The 8898-nt window shown below is 62.4% G+C and carries 5 protein-coding genes; 2 read left to right on the forward strand and 3 right to left on the reverse strand.

Translation table 11 applies throughout. The features are described from left to right. Positions 1-17: 17 nt before the first annotated feature. The 3 genes from ngg to mnmC form a co-directional block, all read right to left on the reverse strand. Complete coding sequence (gene ngg / locus NTD85_RS00570) at positions 18-1766, reverse strand: N-acetylglutaminylglutamine synthetase (protein ID WP_108588841.1); 1749 nt, start codon at positions 1764-1766, stop codon at positions 18-20. Positions 1767-1769: 3 nt separating this feature from the next. Continuing rightward, positions 1770-3542, reverse strand: coding sequence for an N-acetylglutaminylglutamine amidotransferase (locus NTD85_RS00575; protein ID WP_047598738.1), 1773 nt, complete (start codon positions 3540-3542; stop codon positions 1770-1772). A 149-nt stretch (positions 3543-3691) separates the two neighbouring features. Beyond that, positions 3692-5671: a bifunctional tRNA (5-methylaminomethyl-2-thiouridine)(34)-methyltransferase MnmD/FAD-dependent 5-carboxymethylaminomethyl-2-thiouridine(34) oxidoreductase MnmC gene (gene mnmC / locus NTD85_RS00580; protein WP_262141166.1), complete on the reverse strand. Its 1980-nt coding sequence runs from the start codon at positions 5669-5671 to the stop codon at positions 3692-3694. Between the two features lie 355 nt (positions 5672-6026). Between mnmC and pap the strand changes: the two genes are divergently transcribed. Both pap and NTD85_RS00590 read left to right on the forward strand, forming a co-directional pair. Then, positions 6027-7541 (forward strand): polyphosphate:AMP phosphotransferase, encoded by a 1515-nt coding sequence (gene pap / locus NTD85_RS00585; RefSeq protein WP_201136897.1) that lies wholly within the window; start codon positions 6027-6029, stop codon positions 7539-7541. Between the two features lie 103 nt (positions 7542-7644). After that, a complete protein-coding gene (locus tag NTD85_RS00590; protein ID WP_262141167.1) occupies positions 7645-8829 on the forward strand; it encodes a thiolase family protein in 1185 nt (394 codons plus the stop codon). Positions 8830-8898: the final 69 nt, after the last annotated feature.

Raw genomic sequence — 8898 nt, forward strand, 5'->3', positions numbered from 1 at the left:
GTCCAGACGCCTCGGAATCAAGAAACAGCCGGCTGACTGTGCGGAAACAACAAATCGACAAAGCGCTCCGCCGTCGGCTGCGGCTCATGATTGGCCAGCCCCGCACGTTCGTTGGCTTCGATAAACACGTACTCCGCTTGATCCGCCGCCGGCACCATCAGGTCGAGGCCGACCATCGGAATGTCCAGCGCTCGCGCCGCACGGACGGCGGCATCGACCAGGGTCGGGTGCAGAATCGCCGTGACGTCTTCCAGCGTGCCACCGGTGTGCAGATTGGCGGTGCGGCGCACGAACAGATGTTCGCCCGCCGGCAGGATGCTGCTGTAGTCATAACCGGCCGCGTGCAGGGTGCGCTGGGTTTCATGATCCAGCGGAATCTTGCTCTCGCCACTGGTGGCGGCTTGCCGACGGCGGCTCTGCGCCTCGATCAATGCACCGATCGAATGATGGCCGTCACCGACCACTTCCGCGGGACGGCGAATCGCTGCGGCCACCACTTCAAAACCGATCACCAGAATCCGCAGGTCGAGACCTTCGTGGAAGCTTTCGAGCAGCACACGGCTGTCAAAATGTTTGGCGGCTTCGATGGCCTGCTGCACCTCTTCGATACTCTGCAGATCGACCGCCACACCCTGGCCCTGTTCACCGTCGAGCGGCTTGACCACCACTCGCTGATGCTCATCGAGAAACGCCAGGTTGTCGTCGGCGTTACCCGCCAGTTGCTGCGAAGGCAGTTTCAGCCCGGCGGCCTTCAACACCTTGTGGGTCAGGCTCTTGTCTTGGCACAGGCTCATGCTGATCGCGCTGGTCAGGTCGCTCAGCGATTCGCGGCAACGCACCCGGCGCCCACCGTGGCTGAGGGTGAACAGCCCGGCTTCGGCATCATCCACTTGCACATCGATGCCGCGCCGATGCGCTTCCTCGACGATGATTCGCGCATAAGGGTTGAAGTTGGCTTCCGGGCCGGGACCGAGGAACAGCGTCTGGTTGATGCCGTTCTTGCGCTTGATCGCGAAGGTCGAGAGGTTGCGAAAACCGAGTTTGGCGTAGAGGTTCTTCGCCTGGCGGTTGTCATGCAGCACCGACAGATCCAGATAGCTCAGGCCGCGACTCATGAAGTGCTCGATCAAATGCCGCACCAGCACTTCACCGACACCGGGCCGCGAGCACTGCGGATCCACCGCCAGACACCACAGGCTGCTGCCGTGTTCCGGATCGTTGAAGGCTTTCTGGTGATTGAGGCCCATGACGCTGCCGATCACCGCGCCGCTGTCTTCGTCTTCGGCGAGCCAATAAACCGGGCCGCCCTGATGATGCGGAGTCAGCCGCGTGGCATCGATCGGCAGCATGCCGCGTGCCTGATACAGCAGATTGATCGCCTGCCAGTCGGCTTCGCTCTGTGCCCGGCGAATGCGGAAGCCGCGAAACACACGGGTGGCCTGGCGGTAATCGCTGAACCACAGGCGCAGGGTGTCGGACGGGTCGAGAAACAGTTGGGTCGGTTCCAGACCGAGAATCTGCTGCGGTGCGGCGACATAAAGGGCGATATCGCGTTCGCCGGGCTGCTCGTTGAGCAGTTCCTGCGCCAGCGTCGCCGGGTCAGGGAAAGTGTGACCGATCAGCAGTCGGCCCCAGCCGCAATGCACGGCAATGGGGTCGGCGCCGAGTTCGCTGCCGTCTTCGGCCAGACGCGCCTGCAAGCGTTCATACGACGGTGTCTGACCGCGTAACAGACGTTGGTTGATCGCCGTGGCGTGAGGTTTCATCAATCAGATTCCTTGTTCACTGAGCCACAGGTTCAGGGCCGCCAGTTGCCACAGCTTCGAACCGCGCAGCGGCGTCAGTTGGCCTTGCGGGTCAGTCAGCAATTTGTCGAGCATGGCCGGGTTGAACAGGCCGCGATCCTGGCTCGGATCCAGCAGCAGTTCGCGCACCCAGTTCAGCGTGTCGCCCTGCAAGTGCTTGAGGCCCGGTACCGGGAAGTAGCCTTTTTTGCGGTCGATCACTTCGCTTGGAATCACCAGGCGCGCGGCTTCTTTCAACACTTGTTTGCCGCCATCGGGCAGCTTGAACTGGCCGGGAATTCGCGCCGACAGTTCCACCAGGCGATAGTCGAGAAACGGCGTGCGCGCTTCCAGGCCCCAGGCCATGGTCATGTTGTCGACGCGTTTGACCGGGTCGTCCACCAGCATCACCGTGCTGTCCAGGCGCAGGGCTTTATCCACCGCCGCATCAGCGCCGGGCTGGGCGAAATGCTCTTTCACGAAGTCGCCGGCCGCGTCATTCGCGGTCAGCCATTTCGGCTGCACGGTGGCCGCGTAGTCGTCGTAGCTGCGGTCGAAAAACGCCGCGCGATAGGCTGCATACGGATCTGCTGCGCCGTCGACTTGCGGATACCAGTGATAACCGGCGAACAGCTCATCCGCGCCCTGGCCGCTCTGCACCACTTTGCAGTGCTTGGCCACTTCGCGAGACAACAGGTAGAAGGCGATGCAGTCGTGGCTGACCATCGGCTCGCTCATCGCGCGGAACGCGGCGGGCAATTGCTCGATGATCTCTTTTTCGTCGATGCGCAATTGATGGTGTTGGGTGCCGTAGTGCTTGGCGATCAGATCGGAATACTGGAATTCATCGCCACGCTCGCCGCCGGCATCCTGGAAACCGATGGAAAAGGTCGACAGGTTCTCCACGCCGACTTCGCGCAGCAGGCCAACGAGCATGCTCGAATCGACACCGCCGGAGAGCAGCACACCGACATCCACCGCCGCCCGTTGCCGAATCGCTACCGCTTCACGGGTGCTGTCGAGCACACGGTCGCGCCAGTCTTCGAGGGTCAGGTTTTTCTCATCGTCGTGTGGGCCGTAGGGCAGGGTCCACCAGGTTTTCTGCTCGGTGCGGCCATCGGCTTCGACGCGCATCCAGGTCGCTGGCGGCAGCTTTTCGATGCCTGCAAGCAAGGTGCGTGGAGCCGGCACTACCGCATGGAAATTCAGGTAGTGATTGAGCGCCACCGGATCAAGGATCGGGTTGATGTCGCCGCCCTTGAGCAGCGCCGGCAGGGCCGAGGCAAAGCGCAAACGCTGGCCGGTGCGCGACAGGTACAAAGGTTTCACGCCGAGACGGTCACGGGCGATGAACAGGCGCTGGGCGTCGCGCTCCCAGATGGCGAACGCGAACATGCCGTTGAGTTTCGGCAGCAGCGCTTCGCCCCAGGCGTGGTAGCCCTTGAGCAGCACTTCGGTGTCACCGCCGGAATAGAACGCATAGCCGAGCGCTTCGAGTTCGGCGCGCAGTTCCGGGAAGTTGTAGATCGCGCCGTTGAAGGCCAGGGACAAGCCCAGTTGGCTGTCGATCATCGGCTGCGCCGAGCCGTCCGACAGGTCCATGATTTTCAGGCGACGATGGCCCAGGGCAATCGGCCCTTGGGCATGGAAGCCCCACGCGTCGGGGCCGCGAGGGGCCAGGTGATGGGTGATTCGCTCAACCGCTGCAAGGTCTGCAGGTTGATGATCAAAACGTAACTCGCCAGCTAATCCGCACATAAAGTCCTTACCGGTTTTTCCGTTGGGGAGGGGTCATTCAAGTCTGGCCAAAATGGCCGCTACTCAGAAACTGACCCGCTGCAGATGTGGGAGTTTTAGAACGATGAGTTATAAGAGGGGGCGACTGACCAGCGGCCAGTCGCGATTTTTCATTTGCCGCGAATCAACGTGCGCAAGGCGAAACGGTTGGGATGGCAGGCTTCGGCGACGCTTCTGGGCAGTGGCAGCGGCTCGTTGTCCAGCCATGCCGCGAGCAGTTCGCCAGACAGCGGCGCGGTGATCAGCCCGCGTGAACCGTGGCCGCTGTTGACGTACAGGCCATCGAGCCACGGGCAGGCAATGTCCGGCACTTGTCGTGCATCCTTGCTCAACGCGGCATAGGCCTGAGCGAAAGCTGCGCGGTCGGCTAACGGACCGACGATCGGCAGGTAGTCGGGGCTGGTGCAGCGGAATGCGGCGCGTCCCTCCAGTGTTTCCGGGGGCAGTTCATCGATGTGCAGGCGCGCCACCAGATCGCTGGAAATCTCTTCGAGCATCGCCAGATTGCCGAGGTGTTCGGCGGTGGTCGGGGTCAAGTCGTCACTGTTGAAGTCGAAACTCGCGCCGAGTGTGTGTTCGCCCAAGCGAGCCGGCGCGACATAACCTTCGGCGCAGACCACGGTGCGCAGCGCCTGACTCTCGGCAGTTTGCGGCAGGCGCGTGATCTGCCCGCGGATGCGTTTGAGCGGCAGCTCGGCACTTTGCGCAAAGCGTTTGATTTCCGCAGCACCGGCCAATACCACGACCGGGGCGCTGGCGAGCAGGCGGTCGCCGTCGAAGGCTTGCCATTGATCATCGACCCTGCGCAGTTCCAGCACGTCGTGATGCTTGAGCAGTTCGATGTTCGCTTGCGCGGCTTGTGCCTGGCACAGCGCCGGCGGATGCACCCAGCCACCTTCGGGGTAGAACAGCCCGCCATGGGCCACGGCGATACCAGCCTGAGTTTCAGCCTGGGGCTGATCGAGCCAATGCACCAGATCTTCCGGGAACGCTGCTGCCAGTTGCGCCTGACGCTCGGCTTCCTTGGCGTTGAACGCCAATTGCAGCACACCGCAATCGTCCCAGTCCGTGCCGCGTTGCAGGGTTTCCAGCAGGCGGCGGGTGTAGCCGAAACCGCTGACGATCAGTTGCGACAACGCGGTGCCGTGGGCCGACAACTTCAGGTACAGCACACCCTGCGGATTGCCGGATGCTTCTTGCGCTACCTCGGCATGCCGCTCCAGCAGACTGACTTGCCAGCCGCGTGCGGCGAGGCTGGCAGCGGTCGCACAACCAGCCAGCCCGGCGCCGATCACCAGCGCCCGACGCTCGGCGGTCAGCGGGGCAGGGCGGGCGAACCACGGTTTGTCCGGTGCCGGTGGCGCAACGTCGTGTGGCCAGCCGAGAAACTCGCCGCGCAGGATCTCCCACTTGTGGCCGATGCCCGGGGTGCGTTTCATCTTGAACCCGGCGGCGTTGAGCAAGCGTCGCACCCAACCGGTGCTGGTGAAGGTGCTGATGGTCGAGCCGGGCGCAGCCAGTCGCGCCAGTTCGGCGAACAGTTTGGCGGTCCACATGTCGGGGTTTTTCGCCGGGGCGAAACCGTCGAGAAACCATGCGTCGATCTGCGCATCGAGTTGCGGCAGTTGCTCCAGCGCGTCGCCGATCAGCAGCGTCAGGGTCACCCGGCCATTGCCGAGAATGATCCGCTGGAAGCCCTGATGGATCGCCACGTAATGGGTCAGCAACTGATCGGCCAGCGGCTTGAGATCCGGCCACAAGGCCAGCGCTCGTTGCAGGTCGGCCGGACTCAGCGGGTACTTTTCGACGCTGACAAAATGCAGCCGCGCACCGGCCACCGCATGCTGCTCGAACAACTGCCAGGCGCAGAGAAAATTCAGCCCGGTGCCGAAGCCGGTTTCGCCGATCGCCAGTCGACCATTGGCCGGCAGCGCGGCAAAACGCTCGGCCAGACGGTTCTGTTCGAGGAACACGTAGCGGGTTTCATCCAGCCCCGACTGGTCGGAAAAATACACATCATCGAACACCCGCGAGCGCGGACGTCCGTGGTCATCCCAGTCGAGTTGGGCGTGGGGCAATACAGGTTTCATGGCAGGCTCGGCAACGACAAGGCGGCCATTCTAGCTGATCGGGCGGCGGGTGCTTGATCCATGGCAAGGCTGGGTTGAGGGGGTTCAAGGACAATTCACTGTTTGTAGCTGAAAGTGAGCTTTTCTGTGGCGAGGGAGCTTGCTCCCGCTCGGCTGCGCAGCAGTCGTAAAGCCGGCGCACGCGGGTTAACTGGAGTAACCGGGGTGAAAGGTTTTCGGGTTGCTGCGCAACCCAGCGGGAGCAAGCTCCCTCGCCACAAGGGTTCGTTCCTTCAGCTTGTTGTGGTGGGGAATTTCTGCCCTGCATCTGTGCCCAATCCGCTAGTCTTGCTGAATCCTGGAAGGAGCCGTCCCCATGTTTGAATCCGCCGAAATCGGCCATGCCATCGACAAAGAGACTTACGACGCGGCGGTGCCTGCGCTGCGTGAAGCACTGCTGGAAGCGCAATTCGAGTTGCAGCAGCAGAAACGTTTTCCGGTGATCGTTTTGATCAACGGCATCGAGGGCGCCGGCAAGGGCGAGACCGTCAAGTTGCTCAACGAGTGGATGGACCCGCGCCTGATCGAGGTGCGCACCTTCGATCAGCAGACCGATGAAGAACTGGCGCGGCCACCCGCGTGGCGTTACTGGCGGATGCTGCCGGCCAAGGGCCGGATGGGGATTTTCTTCGGCAACTGGTACAGCCAGATGCTCCAGGGCCGGGTCCACGGTCTGTTCAAGGATCCCCGGCTGGATCAGGCAATCAACGCCGCCGAGCGTCTGGAAAAGATGCTCTGCGATGAAGGCGCGCTGATCTTCAAATTCTGGTTCCACCTGTCGAAGAAACAGATGAAGGCGCGGCTCAAGGCGCTGGCCGATGATCCACTGCACAGTTGGCGCATCAGCCCGCTGGACTGGCAGCAATCGCAGACTTACGACAAGGTCGTCAAATACGGCGAGCGCGTGTTGCGCCGTACCAGTCGCGACTATGCACCGTGGCACATCATCGAAGGGATGGACGCCAATTACCGCAGCCTCGCGGTCGGCAAGATTCTGCTCGAAGGTCTGCAGAACGCCCTCAAGCGTCCGCAAGTAGAGGCCGATGAGGTCAATGCCGCGCCGCTGAGCACGGCTGTCGATCAGTTGAACCTGCTCGACAGTCTTGATCTGACCCAGCGTCTGGAAAAGAAAGACTATGAAGAACAATTGATCACTGAGCAGGCGCGGCTGTCTGGGCTGATGCGCGACAAACGCATGCGCCGGCACGCTTTGGTGGCGGTGTTCGAAGGCAACGACGCGGCGGGCAAGGGCGGGGCGATCCGACGGGTGGCGGCGGCGCTCGATCCGCGTCAGTACAACATCGTGCCGATTGCTGCGCCGACCGAAGAGGAGCGCGCGCAGCCGTATCTGTGGCGCTTCTGGCGACACCTGCCGGCACGGGGCAAATTCACCGTGTTCGACCGTTCCTGGTATGGCCGGGTGCTGGTCGAGCGGATCGAGGGCTTTTGCAGTCCGGCCGACTGGCTGCGGGCTTACAGCGAGATCAACGATTTCGAAGAGCAGATCGCCGATGCGGGGGTGATCGTGGTCAAGTTCTGGCTGGCGATCGACAAGGAGACGCAGATGGAGCGTTTTCAGGCCCGGGAGCAGATCCCCTTCAAGCGCTTCAAGATTACCGAGGACGACTGGCGCAATCGCGAAAAGTGGGATGCCTACCGCGCCGCCGTGGGCGACATGGTCGACCGCACCAGCACCGAGATCTCGCCGTGGACGCTGGTCGAGGCCAATGACAAGCGCTGGGCCCGGGTAAAGGTGCTGCGCACGATCAACCGGGCGCTCGAAGAAGCGTTCGCGAAGTCCGACAAGCACGCGAAAAAACACAAGGACTGAAGCGATGGGCGCGCATACGCGGGGTGAATGATTGTCGCGGTCGGCGGCGGGCTGGACTTATGCTCGGTTCACTCTCCTGCGACAACAACAATTGAGGTATGCCATGCGTGAAGTGGTGATCGTCGACAGCGTGCGGACCGGCCTGGCCAAGTCCTTTCGCGGCAAGTTCAACCAGACCCGTCCCGACGACATGGCGGCCCATTGCGTCAACGCGCTGCTGTCGCGCAACGACGTCGATCCGGCCAGCGTCGAGGATTGCATCGTCGGTGCCGGCTCCAACGAGGGTGCGCAGGGTTACAACATCGGGCGCAACGTCGCGGTGTTGTCGCGTCTGGGCACTGGTGTTGCCGGCATGACCCTTAATCGCTTTTGCTCCTCGGGGTTGCAGGCGATTGCGATTGCCGCCAACCAGATCGCTTCCGGTTGCAGCGACATCATTGTTGCCGGTGGCGTCGAGTCGATCAGCCTGACCCTCAAGAGCGTCAACACCGATCACCTGATCAACCCGCTGCTCAAGCAGCAGGTGCCGGGCATCTACTACACGATGGGCCAGACCGCCGAAGTGGTGGCGCGCCGTTATGGCGTCAGCCGCGAGGCACAGGATCGTTACGCACTGCAAAGCCAGCTGCGCACCGCCCAGGCGCAGGCGGCCGGGCTGTTCGATGATGAAATCGTGCCGATGGCGGTCAAGTACCGGGTCGAGGACAAAAACAGCGGCGCAGTGCAGATCCTCGACGGCATTGTCGATCGCGACGACTGCAATCGCCCGGACACCACTTACGAAAGCCTCGCCGGACTGAAACCGGTATTTGCCGAGGACGGCTCGGTGACGGCGGGCAACTCGTCGCAGCTGTCGGACGGCGCGTCGATGACCCTGGTGATGAGCCTGGAAAAAGCCCTGCAACTGGGACTGAAACCGAAGGCGTTTTTCCGTGGCTTCACCGTGGCCGGTTGCGAGCCGGACGAAATGGGCATCGGCCCGGTGTTCTCGGTGCCGAAACTGCTCAAGGCCAAGGGCTTGCAAGTGGCGGATATTGATCTGTGGGAGCTGAACGAGGCGTTTGCTTCGCAATGCCTGTATGCCCGCGATCGTCTGGAGATCGATAACGGCAAGTACAACGTCAATGGTGGCTCGATTTCCATCGGCCACCCGTTCGGCATGACCGGGTCGCGGCAGGTCGGGCATCTGGTGCGTGAGTTGCAGCGGCGTGATTTGCGTTACGGCATTGTGACCATGTGCGTGGGAGGCGGGATGGGGGCGACGGGGTTGTTTGAGGCGGTGCGCTGACCCTGCAGATTTGTATTGCCTGTCAGGATGCCTTCGCGAGCAAGCCCGCTCCCACATTGGTACGGTGTA

It is taken from the genome of Pseudomonas sp. 13B_3.2_Bac1 (assembly GCF_025466205.1).
Taxonomy (GTDB): Bacteria; Pseudomonadota; Gammaproteobacteria; order Pseudomonadales; family Pseudomonadaceae; genus Aquipseudomonas; species Aquipseudomonas fluorescens_H.